We start from the raw sequence: 211 nt of genomic DNA, 5'->3' as shown, positions 1-211 counted from the left end.
GGGGGATGATCCGGGTTCTATCGACCTCTATTCCGATGTCGACGACATCAAGATTTCCAAAGAGCCGTTCCTGTACGGGCAGGTGGTCGATAATACCGGCCAGGCCATTCGTTGGGAGGGACGCGCCACCAATTTCGCTGACTATCTGCTGAAAACACGCCTGAAAACCCGTACTCAGATTCGTCGCGACGGTAGCAAACCGGCGCTGGCA

The 211-nt window shown here is 55.9% G+C and carries 1 protein-coding gene; it reads left to right on the top strand.

Annotation, left to right across the window (positions count from 1 at the left end; translation table 11 throughout):
- On the top strand, positions 1-211 hold a 211-nt coding region (locus FDX22_RS20775), incomplete at both ends, for a murein transglycosylase domain-containing protein (protein ID WP_146717713.1).

This window comes from Citrobacter sp. TBCS-14 (genome assembly GCF_005280805.1).
In the GTDB taxonomy this organism is placed as follows: domain Bacteria; phylum Pseudomonadota; class Gammaproteobacteria; order Enterobacterales; family Enterobacteriaceae; genus Citrobacter; species Citrobacter gillenii.
This window is presented reverse-complemented; position numbering and strand designations above follow the sequence as displayed.